The organism is Terriglobia bacterium (assembly GCA_020072785.1).
Lineage (GTDB): Bacteria > Acidobacteriota > Terriglobia > Acidiferrales > UBA7541 > Acidiferrum.
Genome location: JAIQGG010000007.1, coordinates 52,984 through 78,744 on the forward strand (window position 1 = coordinate 52,984; position 25,761 = coordinate 78,744).

21 protein-coding genes are annotated in these 25,761 nt (G+C 66.0%); 10 read left to right on the forward strand and 11 right to left on the reverse strand.

Annotation, left to right across the window (positions count from 1 at the left end; translation table 11 throughout):
- The first annotated feature begins 51 nt into the window (after window positions 1-51).
- Entirely contained in the window at window positions 52-1,014 is a 963-nt protein-coding gene (locus LAN61_14800; GenBank protein ID MBZ5541784.1) for a VWA domain-containing protein, read from the forward strand.
- 218 nt (window positions 1,015-1,232) lie between these two features.
- On the opposite strand, the gene LAN61_14805 is transcribed toward LAN61_14800, so the two are convergent.
- The 4 genes from LAN61_14805 to ileS all read right to left on the reverse strand — a co-directional run bounded on the left by LAN61_14805 (window position 1,233) and on the right by ileS (window position 6,818).
- Window positions 1,233-2,285, reverse strand: a complete 1,053-nt coding sequence (locus LAN61_14805; GenBank protein MBZ5541785.1) for a VWA domain-containing protein — start codon at window positions 2,283-2,285, stop codon at window positions 1,233-1,235.
- A 44-nt stretch (window positions 2,286-2,329) separates the two neighbouring features.
- Window positions 2,330-3,319: an RluA family pseudouridine synthase gene (locus tag LAN61_14810; GenBank protein ID MBZ5541786.1), complete on the reverse strand. Its 990-nt coding sequence runs from the start codon at window positions 3,317-3,319 to the stop codon at window positions 2,330-2,332.
- Window positions 3,316-3,831, reverse strand: a complete 516-nt coding sequence (gene lspA, locus LAN61_14815) for a signal peptidase II (protein ID MBZ5541787.1) — start codon at window positions 3,829-3,831, stop codon at window positions 3,316-3,318. The genes LAN61_14810 and lspA overlap by 4 nt, the downstream gene beginning before the upstream one ends.
- Before the next feature lie 134 nt (window positions 3,832-3,965).
- Window positions 3,966-6,818, reverse strand: coding sequence for an isoleucine--tRNA ligase (gene ileS / locus LAN61_14820; GenBank protein MBZ5541788.1), 2,853 nt, complete (start codon window positions 6,816-6,818; stop codon window positions 3,966-3,968).
- Between the two features lie 314 nt (window positions 6,819-7,132).
- Here ileS and LAN61_14825 point away from each other — a divergent pair, with 314 nt between their 5' ends.
- Window positions 7,133-8,281, forward strand: coding sequence for an energy transducer TonB (locus LAN61_14825; protein ID MBZ5541789.1), 1,149 nt, complete (start codon window positions 7,133-7,135; stop codon window positions 8,279-8,281).
- A 54-nt stretch (window positions 8,282-8,335) separates the two neighbouring features.
- Here the strand turns inward: LAN61_14825 and LAN61_14830 are convergent, their stop codons facing one another.
- On the reverse strand, window positions 8,336-8,806 hold the full coding sequence (locus LAN61_14830) for a DUF1203 domain-containing protein (protein ID MBZ5541790.1): 471 nt from the start codon (window positions 8,804-8,806) through the stop codon (window positions 8,336-8,338).
- 193 nt (window positions 8,807-8,999) lie between these two features.
- Here LAN61_14830 and LAN61_14835 point away from each other — a divergent pair, with 193 nt between their 5' ends.
- The 8 genes from LAN61_14835 to LAN61_14870 all read left to right on the forward strand — a co-directional run bounded on the left by LAN61_14835 (window position 9,000) and on the right by LAN61_14870 (window position 18,989).
- Window positions 9,000-9,782, forward strand: coding sequence for an ABC transporter ATP-binding protein (locus tag LAN61_14835; GenBank protein MBZ5541791.1), 783 nt, complete (start codon window positions 9,000-9,002; stop codon window positions 9,780-9,782).
- 7 nt (window positions 9,783-9,789) lie between these two features.
- Window positions 9,790-12,153, forward strand: coding sequence for an ABC transporter permease (locus LAN61_14840; GenBank protein MBZ5541792.1), 2,364 nt, complete (start codon window positions 9,790-9,792; stop codon window positions 12,151-12,153).
- Window position 12,154: 1 nt separating this feature from the next.
- On the forward strand, window positions 12,155-13,357 hold the full coding sequence (locus LAN61_14845; GenBank protein MBZ5541793.1) for an efflux RND transporter periplasmic adaptor subunit: 1,203 nt from the start codon (window positions 12,155-12,157) through the stop codon (window positions 13,355-13,357).
- A gap of 158 nt (window positions 13,358-13,515) precedes the next feature.
- Window positions 13,516-14,382 carry a hypothetical protein gene (locus LAN61_14850; protein MBZ5541794.1) on the forward strand — a complete coding sequence of 289 codons (867 nt, stop codon included), beginning with the start codon at window positions 13,516-13,518 and terminating at the stop codon, window positions 14,380-14,382.
- 57 nt (window positions 14,383-14,439) lie between these two features.
- Window positions 14,440-15,384 (forward strand): TerC family protein, encoded by a 945-nt coding sequence (locus LAN61_14855; GenBank protein ID MBZ5541795.1) that lies wholly within the window; start codon window positions 14,440-14,442, stop codon window positions 15,382-15,384.
- Window positions 15,385-15,523: 139 nt separating this feature from the next.
- Entirely contained in the window at window positions 15,524-16,102 is a 579-nt protein-coding gene (locus LAN61_14860) for a hypothetical protein (protein MBZ5541796.1), read from the forward strand.
- 109 nt (window positions 16,103-16,211) lie between these two features.
- Complete coding sequence (locus LAN61_14865; protein ID MBZ5541797.1) at window positions 16,212-18,446, forward strand: DPP IV N-terminal domain-containing protein; 2,235 nt, start codon at window positions 16,212-16,214, stop codon at window positions 18,444-18,446.
- A 144-nt stretch (window positions 18,447-18,590) separates the two neighbouring features.
- Entirely contained in the window at window positions 18,591-18,989 is a 399-nt protein-coding gene (locus tag LAN61_14870; GenBank protein MBZ5541798.1) for a hypothetical protein, read from the forward strand.
- Between the two features lie 141 nt (window positions 18,990-19,130).
- Here LAN61_14870 and LAN61_14875 read toward each other — a convergent pair whose 3' ends face one another.
- The 6 genes from LAN61_14875 to LAN61_14900 all read right to left on the reverse strand — a co-directional run bounded on the left by LAN61_14875 (window position 19,131) and on the right by LAN61_14900 (window position 25,595).
- Complete coding sequence (locus tag LAN61_14875) at window positions 19,131-20,048, reverse strand: M23 family metallopeptidase (GenBank protein MBZ5541799.1); 918 nt, start codon at window positions 20,046-20,048, stop codon at window positions 19,131-19,133.
- A 157-nt stretch (window positions 20,049-20,205) separates the two neighbouring features.
- Complete coding sequence (locus LAN61_14880) at window positions 20,206-21,612, reverse strand: amidohydrolase (protein MBZ5541800.1); 1,407 nt, start codon at window positions 21,610-21,612, stop codon at window positions 20,206-20,208.
- 146 nt (window positions 21,613-21,758) lie between these two features.
- Window positions 21,759-22,151, reverse strand: coding sequence for a cytidine deaminase (cdd, locus tag LAN61_14885; protein ID MBZ5541801.1), 393 nt, complete (start codon window positions 22,149-22,151; stop codon window positions 21,759-21,761).
- Window positions 22,148-23,005, reverse strand: coding sequence for a purine-nucleoside phosphorylase (locus LAN61_14890; GenBank protein MBZ5541802.1), 858 nt, complete (start codon window positions 23,003-23,005; stop codon window positions 22,148-22,150). The genes cdd and LAN61_14890 overlap by 4 nt, the downstream gene beginning before the upstream one ends.
- A complete protein-coding gene (locus LAN61_14895; GenBank protein MBZ5541803.1) occupies window positions 23,002-24,234 on the reverse strand; it encodes a NupC/NupG family nucleoside CNT transporter in 1,233 nt (410 codons plus the stop codon). Before LAN61_14895 ends, LAN61_14890 begins: the two co-directional genes overlap by 4 nt.
- Before the next feature lie 50 nt (window positions 24,235-24,284).
- Entirely contained in the window at window positions 24,285-25,595 is a 1,311-nt protein-coding gene (locus tag LAN61_14900; protein MBZ5541804.1) for a thymidine phosphorylase, read from the reverse strand.
- Window positions 25,596-25,761: the final 166 nt, after the last annotated feature.

The window sequence follows — 25,761 nt, forward strand, 5'->3', positions numbered from 1 at the left end:
GGTGGATGGCGATGTCTCCGGAGAAACGCTCCCTTTCGAGGCGATTATACAATGCACAGGGCAAAGAACTGGATGTGGATCGCGATGCTGTCTCTCGGGGGAGGACTGCTGGCCTGGACCGCGGGGGCGCAGGAGCCCATCGCGCAGGCGCCGGTGATCCGCACACAGGTGAACCTGGTCAACGTGTTTGCGACGGTGCGGGACAAGAACAAGCGCATCGTGACGGACCTGAAACAGGACAATTTCCGGGTCTTCGAGGACAACAAGGAAGAGAAGATCGCGTTCTTCTCCCGGGAAACGGCGTTGCCGGTGACCCTGGGGCTGCTGATCGACACCAGCGGCAGCGAAAGCAACCGGCTGGGCGCGGAGCAGGAAGCGGCGTCGCGATTTTTGAACCGGGTGCTGCGCAAGGGCGACCTGGCCATGGAGATCAGCTTTGACACGGACGTGGACCTGCTCTCGGACTTTACCGACGACCGCGGGCAACTGGAGCGCGGGATCCAGCGGGCCCGGATCAACGCGCCGAGCGGCGGGGGCATCAACCCCGGGCCGATCCCGCAAAGCCAGACCGGGGGTACGCATTTCTATGACGCGGTGTACCTGGCATGCACGGACAAGCTGGCCACGGAAGCGGGGCGCAAGGCGCTGGTGATCATCACCGACGCGTTCGACGAGGGGAGCAAGCTGCGCGTGGAGGAAGCCATCGAAGCGGCGCAGCGCACGGATACGGTCATCCACATTCTGCTGGTGCACGATCCGGGTTATCCGACCGGCGCGGGAATCGCGAAGAAGATCACGGAAGAGACGGGCGGACGGCTGATCGACGTGTACAGCGAGAAGCGGCTGGAAGAGGCGTTCGATCAGATTTCGGAAGAATTGCGCAGCCAGTACACGCTGGGCTACTACCCGAGCAACACCAACCATGACGGGAAGTACCGCAAGATCAAGATCGAGATGAGCAGCAAAGACCTGAAGGTGCTGGCGCGCAAGGGATATTACGCGCCGAAGAGCTAGGAGCGGCACCGCAAACTGCGCCCCTACCTAGGCTGATATTGCAGCAACGGGATGAATTGCGGCTGATGCCGCAGAGAGCGAAACCACGAGTTGCCGCCCTCCCCGCGGCGCCGAGTTAATTTGCGGGCGGCGGCACAAAACCTTCCTGAAGCGCGCGGCCGCGGATTTCCCAAAAAACAAGCGAATGGTCCGGCGATCCCGGCGAAACAAGCCTGCCGCTATTTTGCGGCGGGCCTGCCGGGAGTGGTGTCGATCACGCGGGCGTAGTAGCCGCGGCGAGCGCGGACCTGTAGGCCCTTGCGGTCCACCACCTCGATTTTGATCTTGTGATACTTGCCGTTGGCCACGTAGTTGGTGGGGTTGTAGGCGAGCGAATACTGGTTGCGGAGCTCGTCGCCGATATCCTGGAAGGACTGGTCGAGATCGTCGACGTGATAGGGGAAGAAGGCGCGGCCGCCGGTCTCTTCGGCGATATCCTCGAGGATTTTGTCGCCGTCGGTCTTGGCAAACTTGCGATCGCCGGTCTTGGAGGGGTCGGTCTGGCTGAGGGAGACCCACTGCGTGCTGGTGCTGATGGTATAGATGACCACGCTGGTGCGCTGGGCCATTTCGATGGCTTCGGCGCGGGTATGTTCGGAGAGATTGTCCTCGCCGTCGCTGATGAGGATCATGACGCGGCGGACGACGTCGGGCTGGTCGCCGGGGGGGCGCGGGGGGTGGCTGAGTTCGTTGCTGCAGGCTGCGTAGATGGCGTCGTAGACGGCGGTGCCGCCACCGGCCTTCATCTTCATGATTTCGTCGCGCAGCCGCCCGGCGTCCTCGGTGAAGCCCTGCAGGACGTAGGGGCGGTCGTCGAAGGTCATGACGAAGGACTGGTCCTTGCCGCGGCGCAGGACGTTGTAGAGGAAGCCGACGGCGGCGTCCTTTTCAAACTGGATGCGCTCGCGGATGCTGTTGGAGGTGTCGAGCAGCATGCCGATGCGCAGTGGCAGATCGGTCTGGCGGCTGAAGTAGCGGATGTCCTGGGGCTTGCCGTCGTCGAAAACGCGGAAGCTGTCCTTGTCGAGGTCGGCGACGAGCTTGTTGCGGCGGTTGAGGACCGTAAAGAGGACGTCGACGAGGTTGATCTCGCGAGTGATGGCCTGGGCGGAGCGCTGCGGCGCGGGCTCCTGCGGCGGAGGAGGCGGCGGAGTCGGCTGCTGGGCGGAAGTGCCCGCCGCAGTGAGGAGAGCCGCGAGGAGAAGCAGGGGAAGGGCTTTGCGTCGCATCATGTTCCTGTGCACCTGAAAAGTATAGAGACGCGGCGGACGAAGCGTCAATGCGCGGCGTCCAGTTGTGCGTCCAGCCGCCGCGGGTCTTCGCCGGCGGCCGCGGCGAGCTGCCGCAGATAGCCGCGCAGCGCTTCCGGCAGCGGGGCGCGCACGTCGAGGGTCTCGCCGGTGCGCGGATGCGCGAAGACCAGGCGCGCGGCGTGCAGGAAATTGCGGCCCAGCGCGGGCAGCTCCGTCTTGCCGACATGCTCGCAGCGCTCCGCGCCGTACAGCGTGTCCCCCACGACGGGATGGCGCAGCGCGGAGAAGTGTACCCGAATCTGATGCGTTCTGCCCGTGTGCAGTTGCACTTCGACTAGAGTGCAGCCGCCGACGCGGGCCAGGACGCGCCAGTCGGTGCGGGCCTCGCGGGAGCGGCCGGCGGTCTTCTTGCGGGCGCTCATGCGCGTGCGCTGGCGGAGGTCGCGGCCGATGGCCATCTCGATGCGGCCGTGCTCCTGGGAGAGCTGGCCCTCGACGAGGGCCACGTAGGTCTTGGAGATTTCGCGGCGCTGGAAGATGTCGCTGAGGCGGGCGTGGGCGAAATCGTTTTTGGCGACAATGATGGCGCCGGAGGTGTCCTTGTCGAGACGATGGACGATGCCCGGGCGAAGGATGCCGCCGCCCTTGGAGAGGGCCTGGCCGCGGCCGAGGAGGGCGTTGACGAGGGTGCCGCTGGGGTGGCCGGCGCCGGCGTGCACGATCATGCCCGCGGGCTTGTTGACCACGAGCAGATCGTCGTCTTCGTAAAGGATTTCGAGGGGGATGGATTCTGGCGCGGCGTGCGGGACGGGGCGGGGCTGTGGTTCGATCTCCACGCGCTCGGCGCCGCGCAGGCGCAGAGCGCCTTTGGCGGGAGCGCCGTTGACACGGACCAGGCCGGCTTCAATCAGCTCCTGGATGCGGGTGCGGCTGAGCTCTGGGATGCGGGCGGCAAGGTAGCGGTCGAGGCGGAGGCCCGCGTCTTCGGAGGCGACGAGGAATTGCTTTTTCATCCGGGATGTTTCCGCGCGGTTTCCGGTGCGGGGCGTCTGCCGCCGAAGAAGGCGTCGAGGAGGACCAGGGCGGCGCCGATGGTGATGGCGGAATCGGCGACGTTGAAGGCGGGCCAGTGATAGGTGCCCAGCCAGACTTCGAGGAAGTCGGTGACCGCGCCATGGACAATGCGGTCGGTGAGGTTGCCGGTGGCGCCGCCGAGGAGCAATGCCAGGCCCGCGGCGGAGAGGCGGCCGCTGCTGCGGTCGGCGACGAGAAACCAGGCGAGCGCGCCAATGACCACGAGGGAGCCGGCGATGAGGGCGACGCGCAGCCAGGGCGAGGCGGTGCCGGAGAACATGCCGAAGGCGATGCCGGGATTGCGGCTGTGCACGAGATAGACAAAGTGGGGGAAAAGCTCGTGGCGGTAGCCTTCGGGCGTCTGGGTCTCGAACCAGGCCTTGGTGGCGCGGTCGGCGAGAACCACCGCGAGGGTGAGCCAGAGCCAGCGGAGGCGGGAAGTAAACGTCATGAGATTCTCGGGGAAGAGAAAAGCAGATTCCTCGCTTCGCTCGGAATGACACTGAGGCGATGGAGGGTCAATTCAGTCATGGGCGATGGGCCGTGGCACTCCAATGATGGTGCGTTGTAGCGCAAGTCAGTATGTCAGGTTACCGCTACGCTTGCGGGTCCCTGTCCCTCGATTTCGGCGAGGGCTTCGGTGCAGCGCTCGCAGACGGCCGGGTAGCGGGCGTTCTCGCCCACGTGCGTTGAGTAGTTCCAGCAGCGCTCGCATTTTTTGCCGTCGGCGCGCTCGATCTTGATGGCCAGGGCAGGGAGCAGTTCGCTCGCGGCCGCGCCCTCGGGCGCGGCGGCGGCGACCACGGCCTGGGAGACGATGAACAGCGCCGGGAGCTCCGCGTGCTTTTCCTCGAGCAACTTTTGCAGCGCGGCGGCTTCGCCTGCGGCGTGCAGGATCACTTTGGCTTCCAGCGACCCGCCGATCTGCTTGGCGGCGCGGGCCTGTTCGAGGGCGACGAGCACCGCGGCGCGGGCGCGCGCGAGTTGCGCCCACTTCTCGGCGGCTTCCTTGCTGATGCCGGAGGCCAGCGCGGCCGCTTCCGGGAAGAGGGCGATGTGCACGCTCGAGGGTTCGCCGGGCTGCTTGGGCAGATATTGCCAGATCTCCTCAGCAGTGAAGACGAGGATGGGGGTGAGCAGGCGCGTGAGGGCGCTGGCGATCTTGTAGATGGCGGTCTGCGCGGAACGCCGCGAAGCGCTCCGGGGGGCCTTGGTGTACAGGCGGTCCTTGAGGACGTCGAAATAGAAGGCGCTGAGGTCCACGACGCAGTAGTCGTGGATGGCGTGATAGACGCGGTGGAATTCGTAGGCGTCGTACCACTCGCGGCACTTCTGGACCAGCTCGGCGGTGCGCTCGAGCATCCAGCGGTCGATCTCCTCGAGCTGCTCGTTGGGGAGAGCATCGCGCGAGGGATCGAAGCCTCCGAGATTGCCGAGAGCGAAGCGGAAGGTGTTGCGGATCTTGCGGTAGGCCTCGGAGAGCTGGGTCATGACGCGGTCGGACATCTTCACGTCGGACTGGTATTCCTGGGAGGCGACCCACAGGCGCAGCAGGTCGGCGCCCCACTTCTCGCAGATCTCGCTGGGGAGGACGACATTGCCGAGGGATTTGGACATGGGGCGGCCGTGCTCGTCGAGGGTCCAGCCGTGGGTGACCACCTGGCGGTAGGGCGAATGGTGCTTGACGCCGACGCCGATGAGCAGCGAGCTGTGGAACCAGCCGCGATACTGGTCGGGGCCTTCGAGATAGACGTCGGCGGGCCATTCGCCCTTGCCGGTAAGCACGGCGAGGTGCGAGGAGCCGGAATCGAACCACACGTCGAGGATGTCGTTCTCTTTTTTCCATTGGGCGGCGCCGCAGGAACATGTGGTTCCGGCGGGGAGCAGCTCTTCCGGCGAGTGGCGGTACCAGGCGTCGGCGCCCTCTTTTTCGAACCACTTTACGACGTTGCGCAGGGCGGCAAAATCCGCGAGCTGCTTGCCGCAGGCTGCGCAGAAGAAAACGATGATGGGCACGCCCCAGAAACGCTGGCGGGAGACGCACCAGTCGGGGCGCTCGGCGATCATCTCGTGGATGCGCTCTTCGCCCCAGGAGGGGATCCACTTGACGCGATGGATCTCTTCGAGGGCTTCCTGGCGCAAGGTTTTGGAAGAGCCGTGCGCGGCCTGGTCCATCTTGATGAACCACTGCTCGGTGGCGCGGAAGATGACGGGATTGTGGCAGCGCCAGCAGTGCGGGTAGCTGTGCTTGTACTCGGCATGGCCGAGCAGCGCGCCGCGCGCGCCGAGAAGCTTGACGATAACGGGGTTGGCGGCGAAGACATCCTTGCCCTTGTACTCGGGGAGGCCTTCGAGGAAGACGCCCTGGTCGTCGAGCGGGGCGTGAGTCTCCAGGCCGTAGCGCTGGCCGGTGAAGAAGTCGTCGGCGCCGTGGCCCGGCGCGGTGTGCACGATGCCGCTGCCCTGATCGAGGGTGACGTAGTCGGCGAGAACGCCGGGAACCTCGAGGGGGAGGAAGGGATGCTGAAAATGCACGCCTTCGAGGTCGCGGCCCTTGTAAGTGGCGCGAACCCTGGCTTCCCGAATGCCGCATTCGATCTGAAAAGCGGCAACGCGCTCGGCGGCGAGGAGGAAGACGCCGCGCTCGGTCTCGACGATGGCGTATTCAAAATCGGGATGAAAGGCCAGACCGCGGTTGTGGGGCAGCGTCCAGGGGGTAGTGGTCCAGATGATGGCGCTGACTTCCTTGCCGATGGCTTCGGTGCCGCCCTTGCGGCCGTCGACGACAGCGAATTTCACCCACACGGAGGGGCTGACGTGATCTTCGTATTCGACTTCGGCTTCGGCGAGCGCCGTGCGGTCGTGGATGCACCAGTAAACGGGTTTGCGGCCGCGATAGACGTAGCCCTTTTCGATGAAGTCGAGGAAGGCCCCGGCGATGGTGGCCTCGTACTGATTGCTCATGGTCAAGTAGGGTTCTTCCCAGCGTCCGAAGACGCCGAGGCGCTTGAAGTCGCGGCGGTGCTGATCGACGTAGCGCGTGGCGTATTCCCGGCAGAGGCGCCGGAATTCCGCCGGAGCAACCTTTCCTTTGCCCCCGAGCTCCTTTTCCACCTGGGTCTCGATGGGCAGGCCGTGGCAATCCCAGCCGGGGATGTAGGGGGCCTGGAAGCCGGCCATGTTCTTGGACTTGACGATCATGTCCTTGAGGATCTTGTTCAGACCGGTGCCGAGATGAATGGTGCCGGTGGGATAAGGGGGGCCGTCGTGCAGGACGAAGAGGGGGCGGTCCTTGCGGGCGGCAAGGATCTGCTCGTAGAGATGGACCTGCTGCCAGGCGGCCAGCTGCCTGGGTTCGTTGAGGGGCAGGCCGGCCTTCATGGGGAAGTCGGTCCTGGGCAGGTTGATCGTCTTTTTCAGTTCGAGCGGGTCGGCCATCGGCGTCAGTGTTTTCTCAGTCCCTTCGTCACCCGTACCCAGGTCCAGTGATACGGTGGGCACATCGGTCAGCAGTGTAAATGCGTATGTTACAATGATCTTTGGCTGGTGTCAGCCGATTCGCTCGTGCAACCCAGCACGGCTGGGGCGAATCGAAAGAAATTACAAGCACTCGAATGGGGCTTGGCGCGTCTAACTGAGGGAGAACGGTGCCGGAATCTTTTACCAATCTGTTGCCGCCGGATCTAAAGAGGCCGAAAGTGTCCTCGCCGGGCGCGTCGAACGCGACGAATGGTCCCGTGCCGGCGTCGGCGGTGCCTCGGTTCGGACCGCCCGCCCATCTGATCCTCGACAACTTCTGGTCCAATTTCCGCGATTTCCTGCTGGAGCGTCCGGCGAAGCTAGGGCCGGCGCGCGCGGGCACACCCTTCCGGCAGATGAGCTTCGGTGGCGGGGTCTTCGAGAATCTCAAGGATTTTCTGAGCAGCAAGCCGGCGCTGCCGCGGACGGCGGGCACGAGCCGGCTGGAAGTGAACTGGGGCTCGGGTTTCGGCAGCTTCGGACAGCGGGTGAAGGAAGCGTTCTTCCCGCCGCAGTTGCCGCCGCTGAAGGTGACCAGCCAGCCGGTCAAGGTCAAGGACATCTGGTCAAAGGACGAGAATTTCGGGCGCACCCAGGCGATTTCCATCGGGCTGCACGTCGCGGTGATCCTGCTGCTGCTGGTGCCGATCGTCGGCAACATGATGCCGGAAACCACGCAGGCCAACACGAAATTTGATGTCACGCCGCTGGACATCTCTCCCTACATTTCGAAGCTGCCCGCGGGCGCAAACAAGGCCGGCGGTGGCGGTGGCGGAGGCGACCGCTCGCACCTGCCGCCGACGAAGGGCAAGGCGCCGCGCTTTGCCATGACGCAGTTCACGCCACCCTCGGCGACAATCAAGAACCCGCATCCCAAGCTGCCGATGGACCCTGCGTTGCTGGGACCGCCGGAATTGAAGGTGGCGAATCCGGTGCTCTCGAATTACGGGGATCCGCTGGCGGCCACGGTGAATCTCTCGAATGGGCCGGGCGGGGGCAGCGGTATCGGGACGGGAGAAGGCGGCGGGATCGGCTCGGGTGAAGGCGGGGGGCTGGGCCCCGGCTCGGGCGGCGGCACGGGCGGCGGAGCGTTTCGCGCCGGAGTGAACGGCGTCGGGATTCCCGTGTGCCTGTATTGCCCGGACCCGCAGTATTCGGAAGAGGCGCGCAAGGCCAAGTATATGGGCTCCGTCGTGCTGCAGGTGATCATCACCGCGGACGGCCGGGCCACGAACATCACCGTCGTGAAGGGCCCCGGACTGGGCCTGGAAGAAGAAGCGATCAAGGCCGTGAAGGGCTGGCGCTTCAAGCCGGCCGTGGGACCGAGCGGCAAACCCGTGCCGGTGATCGTACCGATCGAAGTCACCTTCCGGCTCTTCTAACACTCTTCGGATCGAATCTCTCACGCAACCAGTAGTAAGAACTGCGGTTGCCAATCATCGGCCGGTCATCGGACGATCCTCACGCTCAATCCGGAAGTCGTAGCATCCCGCCTCTGTGTCACGAACCTGAATGTAATCCACATCCACACGTGTGAATAGCTCTTCGACAACCCCTTCGAGCCTGCCATCCGTCACGAACTCCCGCGCCAGAAGCCGCCGGCCGCGGCCATAGGCGTTGAGCGTCAGCGGATGCGAGCGCAGGTCCTCCGGAAAGCCGGCATCCTCTGGATAACGGTCGCAGGCTTCGGCATGTATGAAAACAGGCCCCGGCAGGGGAAGACGCTCGATCTCTTCGAAAGGGTCATAGGTAAACAGAATTCGGCGGTCAACACCGACAGTGAATGTGCGCAGGCAATGCCGGCACGGCCCGTGTCCGCTGGCTGTCTCGGTATGCGCTGGGTGCCCATAACCGGGCGAGCGCAGCGTCGTACGCACGGCGTTCACCGTTCTTGTCGGAATGGCCACAACTCGGAATGAACTCATGTTGCACCCCTCGCCTGATCTTGGAACTCTCGGCCGCCGCTCGGCATGGCCGGCCAGGCCAAGCATGAAGCACAGGCGGTATTCGTTCTATCCGGAATCTGCTCCCAAATTCGGAGAGCGCAGCCCGGGAGTCTTCTGCGGTACCATGGTCGGGACCGAAGGGCAGTCGCTGGTCATGGCCTTCCTGCACAAAGCCCGCCGCAACGACTCTTTCTGTGACCGCGAAGCGGTCAACTCTCCCGAAGAAAAGAGCGCCGATTCCGTCTTTCACGTACACGGGATCACCAAGATCTACCGCATGGGCGAAGTGGAAGTGCCGGCGCTGTGCGGCGTGGACCTGGACCTTTATCCCGGGGAGTTCGTGGTGCTGCTGGGGCCGTCGGGGAGCGGGAAATCGACACTGCTGAATATCCTGGGCGGACTGGACGTGCCGAGCAGCGGCGAAGTCTTCTACCGCGACCACAATCTCACCACCGCGGACACCGAGGAGCTGACGCGCTACCGGCGCGAACACGTCGGCTTCGTCTTCCAGTTCTACAACCTGATACCGAGCCTGACGGCGCTGGAGAACACGGCGCTGGTGACGGAGATCGCGGAAAACCCGATGGACCCGGAAGAGTGTCTGCGGATGGTGGGGTTGGGCGACCGGTTGCAGCACTTTCCGGCGCAGCTTTCCGGCGGGGAACAGCAGCGCGTGGCCATTGCGCGGGCAGTGGTGAAGCGGCCGGAGGTACTGCTGTGCGACGAGCCCACCGGGGCGCTGGACTACGCCACGGGCAAGCTGGTGCTGGACGTGCTGGAGCGCGTGAACCGCGAGTTGCACACGATCACCGTGGTGATCACGCACAACGCCGCCATCGCGGCGATGGCCGACCGCGTGATCCGCATCAGCAGCGGGCGCATCGTGGAGATCCGGCGCAACGAGAAGAAGGCTACGCCGGCGGAGCTGGCGTGGTGAGGCGGTCATGACGGCGCTGCAGAAAAAGCTGGTGCGCGACCTGTGGCATCTGCGCAGCCAGGTGCTGACGATCGCCGCGGTGGCGGCGTGCGGCATCGCCACCTACGTGACGATGCGCGGGGCCTACGAATCGCTCACCACGGCGCAGAGCGGCTACTACGCGCGGTATCACTTCGCCGACGTTTTCGTGCAAGTGAAGCGCGCGCCGCGGGCGCTGGCCGCGCGGGTGGCCCAGATCCCCGGAGTGGCCACGGTGGAGACGCGGGTGGTGGAGGAGGTGACGCTGGACGTGCCGGGGCTGGCGGAGCCGGCGCTGGGGCGGCTGGTCTCCATCCCGGAACGGCGCGAGCCGCTGTTGAATGCGCTGTGCCTGCGCGAGGGGCGCTGGATCGAACCGGGCGCGGGCAACGAAGTGCTGGCGAGCGAGGCTTTCGCAAATGCCAACGGGCTGAAGCCCGGCGACACGCTGGGGGCGGTGATCAACGGGCGCTGGGAGCGGCTGTACCTCGCGGGGATCGTGCTGTCGCCGGAATACGTTTACGAGATACGCGGCGCGGAAGTATTCCCGGACAACCGGCGCTTCGGCGTGCTGTGGATGAGCCGGGAGGCGCTGGGGCCGCCGTTCCAGATGGAGGGTGCGTTCAACGACGTGGCGCTGACGCTGGCGCCGGGAGCGAGCGAAGCGGAAGTTTTGACGCGGCTCGATTCCCTGCTCGAGCCCTACGGCGGGCTGGGGGCCTACGGGCGGGCAGACCAGATCTCGCACCGCTTTCTGAGCGACGAACTGGCGCAGGACCGGGTGACGGGGATTTTCGTGCCCACCATTTTCCTGGGGGTGGCGGCGTTTCTGATTCATGTGGTGCTGACGCGGCTGGTGAGCACGCAGCGTAATGCGGTGGGGCTGCTGAAGGCGTTCGGCTATGGCAATGCCGCGATCGGCGTGCATTACCTGCAGTTCGCGCTGGCGGCCGTGCTGGTGGGAACAGCGGGAGGCGTGCCTCTGGGCATCTGGCTGGGACGCGGGCTGGCGCGGCTATATGCCGGCTATTTCCGTTTTCCAGAGCTGCACTTCGTGGCCGGGGGCGGGCTGCTGCTGATGGCCATTGCGCTGAGCAGCGCTGCGGCGGCGCTGGGCGCGCTGACGGCGGTGCGCGCCGCGGCGGCCCTGCCCCCGGCGGAAGCGATGCGCCCGGAATCGCCTCCGGAGTTCCGCGCGGGGCTGGCGGAGCGCCTGGGGCTGCAGGAATATTTCACGATCTACACGCGGATGATCCTACGCAACCTGGAGCGGCGGCCGTGGAAGGCGGGGCTGACGGTGCTGGGAATGTCGCTGGCGGTAGCCATCCTGATCGTGGGGTTCTATTTTTACGACGCGATTGATTATCTGGTGCGCGTGGAATTTCAGACGGCGCAGCGGGACGACGTCACGCTGACGTTTGCCACCGAGCAGGGAGCCACGGCGCGGCACGATATCGAGCACCTGCCCGGGGTGCTGCGCAGCGAACCTTTCCGCATGGTACCGGCGCGGCTGCGCCACGAGCACCGCACGCGGCGCGTGGGAATCCTGGGCCTGGACCCCGGCGGGGAGCTGCGGCGGCTGGTGAACCGGCGGCTGGAAACCGTGCAGCTGCCTCCGGAAGGCGTGGTGCTCTCGGCGAAGCTGGCGGAAATTCTCGGGGTGCGGCCGGGGGATGAGCTGACCATCGAAGTGCTGGAAGGCAAGCGGCCGGTGCGCAGCGTGCGCGTGGCCGGAACCGTGGACGAACTGATCGGAGTCTCCGCGTATATGGACAAGCGCGCGCTGAACCGCATGCTGCGCGAGGGGGATACGCTTTCCGGAGCCTACCTGGCGGTGGACGCGCGTGCCGCGCCGCGGCTGTACGCGCTGCTGAAGCAGACGCCGGCGGTGAGCGGGGTGGCGGTGCGGGAAGCAATGCTGCAAAGCTTTTACGCGACCATCGCCGAGAGCCTGCGTATCTCCACGGGCGCACTGGTATTGTTTGCATCGGTAATTGCGGTGGGCATGGTCTACAATGGCGCGCGGATAGCGCTCTCCGAACGCGGGCAGGAACTGGGGTCGCTGCGCGTGCTGGGGTTCACGCAGCGGGAGATCGGCTGGATGCTGCTGGGCGAGCAGGGCCTTCTGGCGCTGCTGGCGGTGCCGGCGGGGTTTTTGTTTGGCTATGGGTTCTGCGCGCTGCTGACGGCGGCGATGCAGACGGAGCTGTACCGGATGCCGCTGGTAATCAGCGGGCGGACCTACGCGGTGTCGTTTTTCGTGGTGGCGGCGGCCTCGGCGCTGACCGGGCTGCTGATCTTCCGGCGGCTGCGGCGCATGGACCTGATCGCGGTGCTGAAGACGAGGGAATAGCGTGCCCTTTCCCAAGAAACGGCGGAAATCGTATGCGTGGCTGGTCGCGCCGGCGCTGGCGGCGCTCCTGGTTTACGCGCTGTGGCCCGCGGCGGTGCCCGTGGAAACGGCGCGGGCGGAGCGCGGAGCGCTGCGGGTGACCGTGGATGAAGAGGGTGAGACGCGCGCGCAAGATCGCTTCGTGGTGGCCGCGCCGGTTCCGGGGCGGCTGCTGCGCATCCAGCTGGAAGAAGGCGACGCGGTAAAGCAAGACCAGGTGGTGGCGACGATCGAGCCTTCGCCGCTCAGCCAGCGCGAGCGGGAAGAAGTGCTGGCACGGGTGGCGGCCGCGGAGGCAGCGCAGCGACAGGCGGAAGCGCGGCTGGCGCACGCCCGCGCCGATTACGATATGGCGCAGACGGAACGGCAGCGCGGCGAACAACTGGCGCGCAACGGCGTGATCTCCAAGCAGGCGCTGGATCAGGTGCGCACCGCAGAGCGTTCCACGGCCGAAGAGCTGAAGGCGGCGCAATATGCCGTGCAGGTGGCGGCGGCGGAAATCAAAGTGGCGCGCGCCGGGCTGGTGGGGCTGGAAACGCAGGGCGACAGGCGGAAACCGGTCGCGGTGCGCTCGCCGGTGGCCGGGCGAGTGCTGCATATCACGGAAGAGAGCGAGCGCGTGGTGGGCGCGGGAATGCCGCTGCTGGTGCTGGGGGATCCAAAGAAGATCGAGGTGGTGGTGGACGTGCTCTCCACGGATGCGGTGAAAATCGCGCCGGGTGCGGAGATGCTGCTGGAAGGTTGGGGCGGGGAGCACCCTCTGCGCGCGAAAGTGCGCCTGGTGGAGCCGGCGGGGTTCACGAAGATCTCGGCGCTGGGGGTGGAGGAGAAGCGGGTGCACGTGATCGGCGATTTCGTGGAAGCCCCGGGACCGCTGGGTGACGCGTACCGGGTGGAAGCGCGGATTGTGGTGTGGGCGGGCGAAGGCGTGTTGAAGGTTCCAGCGAGCGCCGTGTTCCGGAAGGGCGAGACATGGAGCGCGTTCACGGTCGAAAGCGGGCGGGCGCGGCTGCGCAGGATCGAGATCGGACACCGCAGCGAGACGGAAGTGGAAGTGTTGCTCGGGATCGAAGACGGCGCGGAGATCATCGCGCATCCGCCGAACCAGGTGCGCGACGGCGTGCGCGTGCGAGCGCTGAGTTCCCTGCCCCGTGGAAATCGCTGAGTGGCCGCGGGGGAAGAAGAAAGACGGGCGCGGCGGTCCTTCGGCGGGCTCAGGGCAGGCGCCACGCTCCGACGAACCAGGAGCGGGCGGCGGGATCAAGAAACAGCGGGCGCAAGAGTCCTACTGCTGTGTGCCCGGCATCTGCTAGGATGAGCTCGATGCGTATTCCAATGAAGTTCTCTGGGTTTTTTCTGGGGCTGGCGTTGGCCGCGCTGGCGCCAGGAGCGCGGGCGCAGGCGGCGCCAGGCGGCACGGGCGCGCTTGAATTTCAGGCGCGGATCACGCCGACGGGAGCGCGGCCCGAGCCGGTGCGGCAGTTCACGTTTTATCTGCTGCGCAAGAGCTACGCGGAAATCGCGCGGGAGGCCGAGGCGGCCGATCCCTTGCCGACGCGCGAACAGTTTATCGACGGGCTGAAGGTCTCCGCGAAGCTGAAGGAGTGGCTGAAGAAGCACGAGGCCATGGATCTCACCTCCTCCGAGATCGACGACATGCTCACCGCGGATGACATCATTGCCATCCCGGAATTTCTGGAAGCCTACCTGCGCTCCAACAGCGGCGGAGTGACCCAGGGCTTGCCGCGGCCGAAATTCAAGGAAACCGACAAGACCGCGGACCCCGAGCGCTACAAAGTGCTCCACGAGGAGTATCTGGCGGCGCTGCGCAAATTCATTACCACGAACCTGCAGACGCTCGGCGGTATGGAAGCGTATCTCGATGGGGTCAACCCGGCGCAGCAGTGGAACCAGATTCGCAGCGAACACCGCCGCCGGCTCGAGCGCCGGATTCCGGAGCTTGCCCAGACCGGCTATCTGGCGGCCAAGGCCGATACGGATCTCGATGGCCGGGCCGCCCTCAGCGGCCTCCCGGCGGGCGACTACTGGCTGAGCACGCTGGGGCTGGACGCCGCCGCGGGCGACGTGCGCCTGCGCTGGGACGTTGCGGTGCGGGTGAACGCCGGACAGACCACGCACGCCGAACTCAGCAACCTGAATGGCACGGAAGCGCACGCGGCCACGCCGTAATTCCCGGCGCATCCACTCTTCATGGCACTCCTGGCAGCTCTGACCGGCACAGCAGCGATGGCGGGAATCGGCACTCCCTGGCACTGGTTCGCATTCCTGCTCTTCGTACTGCTGGCGGTGGCCCTGGATCTGGGCGTCTTTCACCGCAATGCACACCCGGTGCGCTGGCGCGAGGCGGCGGCCTGGAGCCTGGTGTGGGTCGCCATCTCCGTGCTCTTCGGGCTGGGGATTCTGCGCTGGTACGGGACACAGCCCGCGCTGGAATATTTCACCGGCTACGTCATCGAGAAATCGCTGAGCGTGGACAACCTGTTCGTCTTCCTGATCGTCTTCCGGACGTTCCGGGTGGACGCGCGCTACCAGCATCGCATCCTGGGCTGGGGCATCCTGGGTGCGCTGGTGATGCGCGGGGTGATGATCGCGGCGGGCGTGGCGCTGCTGGCGCGCTTCGCGTGGATCACCTATCTGTTCGGCGGGTTTCTGCTCTACGCGGGGCTGCACATGCTGGTGGCGCGGGAAAAAGAAGCGCACCCGGAGCAGAACATCATCTTTCGGTTCGCGAAGAGGCACCTGCGCGTGGCCGAGAAGTACCACGACGCAAGCTTTTTCATCCGCGAGGGCGGGCGCTGGCTGGCCACTCCGCTGTTCCTGGTGCTGCTGGTGATCGAGACCGCCGACGTAACCTTCGCGCTGGACTCCATCCCGGCGGTCTTCGGGATCACGCGCGACCCGTTCATCGTCTTCACCTCCAACGTTTTCGCCATCCTGGGTCTGCGCGCGCTCTATTTCCTGCTGGCGGGGGTGCTGGACTATTTCTCCTATCTCAGCACGGGGCTGGCGCTGGTGCTGCTGTTCATCGGAAGCAAGATGATCGCGGAGCCGTGGGTGCACATTCCCGTGCACCTCTCGCTGGCCATCGTCGGGGGAATTCTGCTGGCGGCGCTGCTGGCGTCGCTGCTGCGCCCGCCCCGCAAGGCGGATGCTCCCGCGCAAAAAGGGTAAAGGACGGCGGCTGTTGCGGCCTGCTGCTGCGGCAGTTCGCGGCGAGGAACTAAAAAGCAGAATGCCGGGCTCCCGTGCCAGGATGAATTCCGCGCGGCGCCACAAAACGAAAATTCACGGTAGAATGTTTTCCCGAACCATGGCCAACCCTCTCGCCGCTTCCATTGCTGCACTTGCCGCACCGGATGCTTCCGCTCGCGCCGCCGCCGCCGCCGAACTGTACGAGGCGGGCCGCGCGCTGTCCGAGCCGGTGGTGCGGCGCTGGCGCAGCGATGCGGAACTGGCGCGGCTGCTCGGCGGAGCCACGCCGCAGATCACCGTGGGAATCGCCGTGACGCCGGAAACGTTTGCGCGGATCAGCGCGGCCAACGGCTCGCCGCGGCAGGCCGAGGTGCCGGCGGAACAGGACGCCCGGGAATTCGAGCTGCACTTCGACGGCGGAATCTCCCTGGACATCCTGACGACGCGGGACCCGGCCGGCAGCGGAGCCGTGGCGCGCTATCTGGCGAAACTGGGCGAAGGCATCCAGCAGGTGGAGTACCGCACGGAAGACGTGGAGCGCGCGACGCGCATCGTGAAGGAGCGCTACAGCGTGCCGCCGGTCTATCCGGAAACGCGGCCCGGGGCGAACGGAACGCGGATCAATTTTTTTCTGGCGCCGACGATCGAGAACGGCCGCGTGCTCATCGAGCTGTACGAGGCGCCGGAAAAGACGTGAGGAGGGGCGAGCGGCGCGGAGTTCAGTTCCAGCGAGCTCGATCCCGGTGCGCTACGGAGTTCTCCCGCAATACAAAGGACCACGACGGATGACATCCCAGGAGGGTCGCATGGCTTCCCAGAGAATTGGCGGGAGGATTGGGTGGGTAGTCTTGTGCGCGCTGTTGGGCGTGCCAGCGCTGGTGGCGCGGCCGGCGGTCGCGCAGACGGCGGCGGCGCCGGCGGCGGGCAAGGCGCTCACCGTGGAGCGCATCTACGGGCAGCCCAGTCTGGGCGGGCGGCTGCTGCGCGGGCTGGCGTGGAGTCCCGACGGCCAGCGTCTGGCCTATTTCCAGGGGGATGGGGAGGCGACCGAGCTGTGGGTGACGGACGCGGCGACAGGCGCGCGCAGCCTGCTGCTCTCCGCGGAAAAACTTTCCTCCCTGCTGCCGGCGGATCCCGCGCAGCCAACGCAGGCCACCGGACTGGGGCGGCGCGCTCCCGCGAGCGAGCAGTGGGCGCCGCGTGGCGATGCCCTGCTCTTCGCCGGGGCCACGTCGCTGGCCTGGTACGACCTGAAGACACAGAGCGCGCGCAGCCTGGTCACCGGCAAAGAAGCCATCGCGGACGCCAAGATTTCGCCCGACGGGCGCTGGGTGAGTTTCCTGCGCGAGCACAACCTGTGGCTGGTGAACGTGGCCAGCGGGGAAACGCGGGCGTTCACCACCGGCGGCACGGAGGACCTGCGCAAGGGCGAGCTGGACTGGGTCTATCCCGAGGAACTGGAGAACAAAACCGCGTACTGGTGGGCGCCGGACTCCTCCGCCATCGCCTATTTCGAAATGGACGAGCGCCCGGTAACGCGTTACCCCCTCCAGGACTTCACCTCCTACACTGGCGCGACGGCGTACATGCGCTATCCCAAGGCGGGCGGCGCCAACCCCATCGTACACGTGTACGTGGCCGGCATCGCGGGCGGCGCGGCGCGCCGGATGGACACCGGCAAGGAGACGGACATCTACCTGGCGCGGGTGAACTGGCTGCCGGATTCCAAGCGCCTGGCGATCCAGCGGCTCAACCGCGCGCAGAATGCGCTGGAGTTGCTCTTCGCCGACGCGGCCACGGGGCAGACCCAGGCCGTGCTCACGGAGAAGGATGCCTGCTGGATCAATATCAGCGACGATCTGAATTTCCTGCGCGATGGCAAGCGCTTCCTGTGGTCGAGCGAGCGCAGCGGCTACCGCCACCTCTATCTGTACCAGACGAACGGCACGCAGCTCGCGCAATTGACCCGCGGGGAGTGGGAGGTCCGGCAGATCGAATCGGTGGATGAAGCGAAGGGGCTGGTCTACTTCACCGCCACGGAAAAGAGCCCGCTGGAGCGGCATCTCTATCGCGTGGGGCTGGATGGAACGGATTTTGCGCGGGTCACCCGCGAAGAGGGCACGCACGCGGTGAACTTCGCGCCGGACGGGCGCAGCTTCGTGGACACCTACTCGAACACCCAGGCGCCGCCGCGGCAGGAACTGCTGCGCGCCGACGGCTCGCTCGTGGCTGCGCTCAACGAAAACAAGGTAGCCGAGCTGGCGGAGTACAGGCTTTCGCCGGTGGAATTCCTCACGGTCACGGCGCGCGACGGAGCGCAGCTCAACGCCATGATGATCAAGCCGCCGGAGTTCAATCCCGCGCGCAAGTATCCGGTCCTCGTCTACACCTACGGGGGGCCGCGCGCGCAGGTGGTACTGAACGCCTGGGGCGGCAACAATTTTCTGTGGCATCAGATGATGGCCCAGAAGGGCTACATTATTTTTGCGGTGGATAACCGCGGCTCGGCCGGGCGCGGGCACGCCTTCGAAACGCCGATTCACCTGCACCTGGGTAAGCAGGAGCTCTCCGACCAGCGCGACGGCGCGGCCTATCTGCGCTCGCTGCCCTACGTGGACGCAGGGCGCATCGGCATCTGGGGCTGGAGCTACGGCGGACACATGACGCTGCACGCCCTGTTCGAGGCCGGCGACGATTTCAAGGCGGGCTTCGCGGGCGGGCCGGTGACCGCCTGGCGGCAGTACGACACCATCTACACCGAGCGCTACATGGCCCGGCCGCAGGACAACCCCGAGGGCTACCGCGACTCCTCGCCGATCAGCCATGTGGAGGGGCTGAAGGGCAAGCTGCTCATCGCCCACGGCACGAGCGATGACAACGTGCATGTGGCGAATACGCTTTCGCTCGTCAACGAACTGATCGCCAAGGGCAAGTACGTGGAGGTGGCGCTCTTCCCCGGGCGCGGTCACCCGGTCAGCGATCCCCCGGCGCGCATCGTGCTCTTCCGCCGCGTCACGCAGTTCTTCCTCGACAATCTCTGAAAAGCCGAGGGGCCGGTCTGCCCTCGGCCAGCGCCGGCCGGAGCGGGTGGGGGACAGACCTGCGGGCGTTGACAAACGGCGAAAAGTGGTAAACTTTCTTTAGCCGGAGCTACCCTTCCTCAATACCGGCGATGGACGACCCGCATGCCAAGAAAAAAGACGATCCGCAAAAACAACAAAAAGCAGAGCCTTCACGCGAAAGCGGCACGCCGCAAAAAGCCGGTCCGCAAAAAGCCGGTCCGCAAGAAGCCCCTCCGCGGCATGAACGAGGCCGTGGAAATCGCGGCGGTCGAGCTGAGGGGGCTGGGAGCACGTTCGGGCGGCCAGTCCGGCGATATCCAGGGACTCTCCCGCTTGCAGATTGGCAATTCCGAGAGCGTGGAAGAGCTGGTGGAAGAGGGCCAGGACCGGGAGGCCGAAATGGTGAGCGCCGTGGAGAACGTTCCGGACGCAGATGCCACGGTGCTTCCGAGGAAAGAAGGGGAAGCGGAGGCGGAAGAGTTGCCCGAAGAAGAGGTCCCGCCGGAGTACACGGGGAAGTAAGAAGCAGTCCTCGAAGCGGGGGATCTCGCCGCTAACGGCCGCGACTTGCCGGCGTATTCTCCCGCAGGGGCGCGCAATCGCATGCCCCTGCGTTTTGTGCGTCACTCCTGCGCGATGGCAAATCCATTCTTTGCCGCTCGCTCATTTTTTCCCAAGCAACTTGACGATCTGCAGGGCGTCGACCCGGGCGCGGCTGACGGTCAGGCCCCAGTGCAGGTGCGGTCCGGTGACACGCCCCGTGGCGCCTACTTTCCCCAGCAGCGCGCCCGCCTCCACTGCTTCACCGGCGGTGACGGCGAGTGATTCCAGATGGCCGTAGAAAGTGTAAATCCCCAGGCCGTGGTCTATGACCACGGTATTGCCGGAGAAGAAGAGCGGCTCGGCCAGGACCACGCGGCCGCGCTGCGCCGCATGCACGGGCGTGCCGGCCGCCGCCGGAAAATCCACGCCGCTGTGCGGCGAGCCGGGATGGCCGTTGAGGATGCGGCGGCGGCCGAAGTTGCCGCCGGTGGTGACGCCGTCGAGCGGGACGCGGAAGCCGCCCTGCCACAGGCGCTCGGGAGTGACCTGGTCGAAGAGCTCGCGCAGGCGCTGGAGTTCTTCCTGGGCGCGCTTGAGCTCTTCGGGGCTGGGCTCCACGAACTGTTTCTGCACGGTCAGGCGCTCGGTGGCGAAGCGCCCGGCCTTCACCCGCACCAGCGCGCGGCAGCTCACCGCCGCGCCGCGCTGCGTTTGCGCCGTCAGCGTCAGCGCATAGGCCCCCGCCGGCTTCTCGAGGTCCACGCCCAGGAGTGCGCGGCGCAGGTCGCGCGGCCCATCCTCTCGCCAGAACGGCACGGCGCGCCCGCCCCACTCGCCTTTCAGCTCGGCCAGCGGCTTGGCGCTGCGCACCTCGACCAGCAACAAGCTCCCCTGGGTCGATAGCGGCGCGCTCAGGCGCAGCTGCACGCCCGGAGCGCACTGGATCGCCGGGGCCGCCAGCGCCAGCAGCGGCAGCACCAAGAACAACGCACACCCGGCGGCAATCGTCTGGAAAAATCGTGTTGCCGCTGTTCGCAAGGAAATCTCGATTCGCATTTCACTCCGTCGCACTCCCATGTAACCACACAATGGAGGCGGGCGGCAGGGTGCACATTCCTCCCGTGCCCAATCCTCACCTTCACGCGATGGAATTCGCACGGGTTCGCGCCCAGCCATGTCGTTCTTTTTGTCCTTTCTACTTCCCTGTTTCCTGCAGTGAGGCGGCCACTTTCTTACCGTATTCGCGGGCCTTGGCAATGACTTCGCTTTCGTGCAAGGTGAGGACGCGGCCGGCCTGCAGGACGGTGCGGCCGGCGATGACCACGGTCTCCACGTCGCTGGCCTTCAGGGCGTAGACGATCTGCGAGTAGACGTCATACATGGGCACGGCGTGCGGCGCGTCCAGGCCGATGACGATGAGGTCGGCCTTCTTGCCGGGTTCGAGCGAACCGATCTCCTTTTCCATGTGCAGCGCCCGCGCCCCTTCGATCGTGGCCATTTCCAGCGCGGCCATCGCACCGAGCGCCTGCGGATCCATCTTGGAGATTTTCTGGAGCTTGGCGGCGAGGTCCATCTCTTCCATGAGGTTGAAGTCGTTGTTGCTGCCGGCGGGGCCGTCCGTGCCGAGGCCCACGCGTACTCCGGCGGCGCGCATTTCGGGGATGGGCGAAACGCCGCTGGCCAGCATCATGTTGCTTGAAGGATTGTGCACGCAGCCGGCCTGGCGCGCGGCCAGCAGCTTGCGATCGGCTTCGTCCACCCAGATGCAGTGCGCGGCGAGGACGTCGGGGCCGAGCAGGCCGATGCGGTCGAGATAAGCAACGGGGGTGGCGCCGTTTTGGGCGCGGCTGTCCTCGAGCTCCTTTTTGGTTTCGGCGAGGTGAATAAGGATGGGGGCGTGATATTTGCGGGCCAGGGCCGCGGAGTCGCGCAGGGTCTGCTCCGAGTTCGTATAGATCGCATGCGGCGCTACGGCGGCGTGGATCAGCGGATCGCCCTGCCAGCGCTTCAGGAATTTTTCGGTGTAGGCGAGGGTCTCGGCGGGGGTCTTGTTGTCCGGAGCGGGAAATTCGATCAGGGTTTCCCCGAGGATGGCGCGCATGCCGGCAGCCTTGGTCTCTTCGGCGATGGCGTCCTCGAAGTAGTACATGTCGGCGAAGGTGGTGGTGCCGCTGCGGATCATCTCCAGGGCGGCGAGGCGCGTACCCCAGCGCACGAACTCCTCGGTGACATTTTTGGCTTCCGCGGGAAAGATAAATTTGGTCAGCCATTCCTGGAGCGTGACGTCGTCCTTCAAGCCGCGGAAGAGCGTCATGGGCACGTGGGTGTGGCCGTTGATGAGGCCGGGGAGGACGAGCTTGCCGAGGGCGTTGATGCGGCGCGAGGCGGTGTAGCGCGCCTCGATCTCCGCGCGCGGGCCGACCGCGAGGATGGTGTCGCCTTTCACCACGATGGCGCCGTCCTCGATCAGGCGGCGGGAGGCATCCATGGTGACGAGGGTGCCGCCGGAGACGATCAGGTCGGCGCGCTTCAGCTTCTTCGGCGGCGCGGGCTGCTTTTCCGCCGTCTGCGCGCGGACGCCTCCCGCGCAAAAAACGAACATCGCCAGAACAATTGTTGCCACTCCTCTGTTCACGTCCTCCCTCCTTGTCATGCCCAAGCCCGATTTCAGGCGTGTCATCCTGGGGGCCGGCAAAGCCGGCCCGAAAAATCCCAGCCGCTCCCCTGCCGCAGTCTTACACCGGCGACCTATAGATTGGAAGCGTCGAAGGGCCTGGGAAAGAGTTCGCGCATCTGGTGGACTTCGACGGCGCCTTGGAGGTTGGCGAGGACCACCGGGACGTCGCCGCAGAATTCCCAGATCAACTGGCGGCAGGCCCCGCAGGGCGGCGTGAGCTTTTCGGCGTCGGTGACCACGGCGATGGCGTCAAAGCCACGCTCCCCTTCAGAGATGGCCTTGAAGATGGCCACGCGCTCCGCGCAGACGGTGAGGCCATAGGAGGCGTTTTCCACGTTGCAGCCGCCAAAGATGCGGCCGGAAGAGGCGCGCAAGGCGGCGCCAACGCGGAAATTGGAGTAGGGGGCGTAGGCATTTTCGCGGGCGGCGCGGGCCGCGGCGATCAAGGTATCGAAGGCGCTCATGCGACGGCCTCCGCGATGCGCGGGAGCAGGGCCTTCAGCAGGGCGATGAACTGGCCCTTCACGCGTTCGCCGGTTTCCAGGACTTCTTCGTGGTTGATGGGCTGGTCCAGAATGCCCGCAGCCATGTTCGTGACGCAGGAGATGCCCAGGACGCGCAGGCCGGCGTGGCGCGCGGCAAGCACTTCCGGCACGGTGGACATGCCGACAAGATCCCCGCCAATGGTGCGGAAGAAACGGATCTCCGCGGGAGTTTCATAATTGGGGCCGGCAAGCGCCACATAGACGCCTTCATGCTGCGGCAAGCCGAGACGTTTCTCTTCCTCAGCGGCGAACCGGCGGAATTCGCGGTCGTAAGCGTGGGACATGTCCGGAAAGCGCGGACCGAAGCGCTCGTCGTTGAGGCCGGAGAGGGGGTTCACGCCCTGCAGGTTGATGTGGTCCTTGAGAGTGACCAGGCAGCCCTGTGAAAACTCCCGGTTGATGCCGCCGGCGGCGTTGGTGAGAATCACCGCGCGCACCCCCAGGCGCGCAAAGACGCGCACCGGAAAGGCCACCTCTTTCGCCGAGTAGCCTTCGTAGAGATGCACGCGCCCTTGCATTGCCGCGACGGCCAGGCCCGCAAAGGTGCCGAGGACGAGCTGTCCGGCATGCCCGATGGCCGTGGAGCGCGGAAAATGCGGGATCTTGGCGTAGGGGATTTTCACCGCGCGCTCGAATTCGCCGGCGAATGCGCCCAGGCCGGAGCCGAGGACCAGCGCGATTTTCGGGCGGAGTCTGGTCTTGGAACGAATGAACTTCGCGGCGCGTTCGGCGCGCGCAAACTCCCGGCTCGCGGCTGCTCTCTTCGCGCTCACAGCAGCATCCCCACGATGGCGGCGGAGAGGAGATTGGCCATGGTTCCGGCAAGCATGGCGCGAATGCCGAAGCGGGCGAGCTGCCCGCGCTGGCCGGGTGCCAGGGCGCCAATGCCGCCGATCTGGATGCCGATGGAGCTGAAGTTGGCAAAGCCGCAGAGGGCGAAGGTGGCGATGGTGAAGGAGCGCGGATCAAGCGCGCCGCGCATCGTGCTGAGCTGCTGGAAGGCCACCAGTTCGTTGACCACCATGCGCGTGCCCAGCAGATTGCCGATGGCCGCGGCCTCGTGCCAGGGGATGCCGATGAGCCAGGCCACGGGCGCAAAGACCCAGCCGAAGATCTGCTGCAGGCTCGCGGGGAACCAGGCCATGCCGTGGCCGGCGAGCCAGGTGTGCGCGCCGCCGATGAGGAAATTGACGAGGGCCAGCATGGCGAGGAAGGAGATGAGCATGGCGCCGACGTTGATGGCCAGGTGCAGGCCGTCGCTGGTGCCGCGGGCCAGCGCGCCGAGGGAGTTGGCTTCCTTTTCCATGGGCGGCATCTCCACGCGCCCGGCGGTGAGCGGCTTCTCGGTTTCGGGAACGAGCATCTTGGACATGAGCAGCGTGCCCGGCGCGGTCATGATCACGGCGGAGAGCAGGTGCTTGGGCTCGATGCCGAAGGCGATGTAGGCGGCCATGATGCCGCCGGAGACGTGAGCCATGCCGCTGGTCATCACGCACATGAGCTCGGACTTGGTGAGCTTTTCGAGAAAGGGGCGGATGGTGAGCGGGGCTTCGGTCTGGCCCATGAAGATGCTGGCGGCGACGTTCAGGGATTCCGCGCCGCTGGCGCCCATGACCCGGGTCATGACCCAGGCGGCAGCGCGGATGAGCAACTGCATCACGCCGAGATGATAGAGCAGGGCGAAGAAGGCGGCGATGAAGATGATCGTGGGCAGGACCTGGAAGGCGAAGTAGAAACCGAGCGAGGAGCCTTTGCGGCCCAGTTCGCCGAAGACGAACTCCGAGCCCACGAAGGCGAAGCTCAGCAGGCGGTTGACGGCGTCGCCCGCTTTCTGGAACAGGAGACGTCCCGGCTCGAAGCGCAGGACGAAAACGGCGAAGGTGAACTGCAGGCCGAGCCCCCAGGCCACGGTCTTCAGCCGGATGGCCTTGCGGTCGGTGGAAAAGAGCCAGGCAAGCGCGAGGATTGCGGCGATCCCGAACAGCCCTGCCAGTCTTCCCATGACGCTCCTTTTGCGTGCTACGCGATGGCCCTTCGCCCGCCCATTGCCAATCAGGCGCCGATCAGGCGTTTCACCAGCTTTGGAATTTCCTGCGGCGGTTGCGCGGCGATCTCGCAGCTGTCCGCGAGCAGTTCCTGCGCCGCGGCCAGGCGGCGCTGGTCATTGTAATGGATCGTGAGCAGGGCGTCGCCCGCGGCGACGCGATCGCCGATGCGCTTGTGAAATTCCAGGCCCACGGCGTGGTCGATCGAGTCTTCTTTCTTCTCGCGGCCGCCGCCGAGCACGGCCAGTGCAGTGCCGAACTGCGCGCACTTCGTGGCCACCAGGTAGCCGGACGCGGGGCTGGGGATCTGTGCGCGGAGTGCGGCCTTGGGCAGGCGGTCCGGCTCGTCCACGACGCGCGCGTCGCCGCCCTGCCGGTGGATGCACTCCCGGAATTTGTCCTTGGCCTTCCCGCTGGCGATCATCTCTTCGGCAAGACGGCGGCCTTCGTCCAGGCTGGGGGTGCGTTCGCCGAGGAAAAACATCCAGGCGGAAAGCTCAAGGCTGAGCGCCCGAAGATCGGCGGGGCCCCGTCCGCTGAGGACCTCGAGGGACTCGATCACTTCGACGGAATGGCCGGCCATGCGGCCCAGCGGCTGGTTCATATCGGTGATGAGGGCCACGACTTTTTTGCCCATGCCCCGGCCGGCCTCCACCATGAGCTCGGCCAGACGCACGGAATCTTCTTCCTGGCGCAGAAAAGCGCCGGAGCCGGTCTTGACGTCCAGGACCAAGGCGTCCAGGCCCTCGGCAAGCTTCTTGCTCATGATGGAGGCGCAGATGAGGCCGAGATTTTCGACGGTGGCGGTGACGTCGCGCAAGGCGTAGATTTTTTTGTCGGCTGGAGCGATCTCCGCGGTCTGGCCGATCAGGGCCATGCCGCATTCGCGGAGGACGCGGCGGAAGTCGGCGAGCGAAAGATTCACGTTGAAGCCCGGAATGGATTCGAGTTTGTCGAGCGTGCCGCCGGTGTGGCCCAGGCCGCGGCCGCTGATCATGGGCACGTAGAGGCCGCCGGCCGCGACGATCGGAGCGAGGATGAGCGAGGTCTTGTCGCCGACGCCGCCGGTGGAATGCTTGTCCACTTTCCCGGCGGGGAGATCGGAGAAGTCCACAACCTCGCCGGAATGCAACATGGCTTCGGTGAGCGCGGCGGTTTCGGCACGGGACAACCCGCGCAGCCACGCGGCCATGAGCCAGGCGGCCATCTGATAGTCGGGGATTTCGCCGCGGGTATAGGCGGTGATGAGAAAACCGATCTCTTCGCGGGAATGTTCCCCGGAGTCGCGTTTCTTGCGGATCAGGTCGACGGCACGCATGAGAACGGGAGCAACGCTGCGCGAGGGTAGCATTGCGCGGGAGAAGCGTCAACGCAGCGAGCCGGCGCCCCGGCTCTCCCGGGCGGTCCAGGCGGCGCGCTGCGGGGGAGACTTCCACGGCGAGGAGAGGTAAAATTGCGTTCTGTTTTTTCCCATCGCCGGGAAA

Bases quoted from the DNA above. Each gene is read 5' to 3' on its own strand.
- LAN61_14800 (MBZ5541784.1), top strand. From the start codon at position 52: ATGCACAGGGCAAAGAACTGGATGTGGATCGCGATGCTGTCTCTCGGG.
- LAN61_14805 (MBZ5541785.1), bottom strand. From the start codon at position 2,285: ATGATGCGACGCAAAGCCCTTCCCCTGCTTCTCCTCGCGGCTCTCCTC.
- LAN61_14810 (MBZ5541786.1), bottom strand. From the start codon at position 3,319: ATGAAAAAGCAATTCCTCGTCGCCTCCGAAGACGCGGGCCTCCGCCTC.
- lspA (MBZ5541787.1), bottom strand. From the start codon at position 3,831: ATGACGTTTACTTCCCGCCTCCGCTGGCTCTGGCTCACCCTCGCGGTG.
- ileS (MBZ5541788.1), bottom strand. From the start codon at position 6,818: ATGGCCGACCCGCTCGAACTGAAAAAGACGATCAACCTGCCCAGGACC.
- LAN61_14835 (MBZ5541791.1), top strand. From the start codon at position 9,000: ATGGCCTTCCTGCACAAAGCCCGCCGCAACGACTCTTTCTGTGACCGC.
- LAN61_14840 (MBZ5541792.1), top strand. From the start codon at position 9,790: ATGACGGCGCTGCAGAAAAAGCTGGTGCGCGACCTGTGGCATCTGCGC.
- LAN61_14850 (MBZ5541794.1), top strand. From the start codon at position 13,516: ATGCGTATTCCAATGAAGTTCTCTGGGTTTTTTCTGGGGCTGGCGTTG.
- LAN61_14855 (MBZ5541795.1), top strand. From the start codon at position 14,440: ATGGCGGGAATCGGCACTCCCTGGCACTGGTTCGCATTCCTGCTCTTC.
- LAN61_14860 (MBZ5541796.1), top strand. From the start codon at position 15,524: ATGGCCAACCCTCTCGCCGCTTCCATTGCTGCACTTGCCGCACCGGAT.
- LAN61_14865 (MBZ5541797.1), top strand. From the start codon at position 16,212: ATGGCTTCCCAGAGAATTGGCGGGAGGATTGGGTGGGTAGTCTTGTGC.
- LAN61_14870 (MBZ5541798.1), top strand. From the start codon at position 18,591: ATGCCAAGAAAAAAGACGATCCGCAAAAACAACAAAAAGCAGAGCCTT.
- LAN61_14880 (MBZ5541800.1), bottom strand. From the start codon at position 21,612: ATGTTCGTTTTTTGCGCGGGAGGCGTCCGCGCGCAGACGGCGGAAAAG.
- cdd (MBZ5541801.1), bottom strand. From the start codon at position 22,151: ATGAGCGCCTTCGATACCTTGATCGCCGCGGCCCGCGCCGCCCGCGAA.
- LAN61_14895 (MBZ5541803.1), bottom strand. From the start codon at position 24,234: ATGGGAAGACTGGCAGGGCTGTTCGGGATCGCCGCAATCCTCGCGCTT.
- LAN61_14900 (MBZ5541804.1), bottom strand. From the start codon at position 25,595: ATGCGTGCCGTCGACCTGATCCGCAAGAAACGCGACTCCGGGGAACAT.